Origin of the sequence: Bartonella sp. TT110JLCBS (genome assembly GCF_042193405.1) — a bacterium.
Taxonomy (GTDB): Bacteria; Pseudomonadota; Alphaproteobacteria; order Rhizobiales; family Rhizobiaceae; genus Bartonella.
Genome location: NZ_JBHILT010000235.1, coordinates 1 through 304, shown reverse-complemented (window position 1 = coordinate 304; position 304 = coordinate 1). Strand labels below are relative to the sequence as shown.

General features: G+C 41.8%; 1 protein-coding gene. It reads right to left on the bottom strand.

Annotated features, from left to right (window positions below; all coding sequences use genetic code 11):
• Positions 1 to 185 (bottom strand): hypothetical protein (locus ACFILW_RS10635; protein ID WP_375685821.1); only part of this gene is annotated, 185 nt, incomplete at its 3' end.
• Positions 186 to 304 lie beyond the last annotated feature (119 nt).

Genomic DNA, 304 nt, shown 5'->3' with positions numbered 1-304 from the left:
TCAGAGAATGACGGTTTGCCGCGGATAGCCTTGATGATGTTGTAGAGAATATAGATATAAGCAAGTGCTATAATAACAGGCCATTTACTCATAACACTGCCATAGAAGTAATGTCCCGTTTCATTAAAGTGAATCATTGGTTGTGCTTGATTTTGTACGTAATGAGTGAGAGCGCTGGCTTGCATAGCTCTTACATGACTGTGAAGACCAATTCGAGTAAAAATCCCCTTGGTCCACCACATTTTAGGATACGAACTTAGGGTCCATGTTCCGGCATCAGTTACTGGTTCCGATGCATAGTATG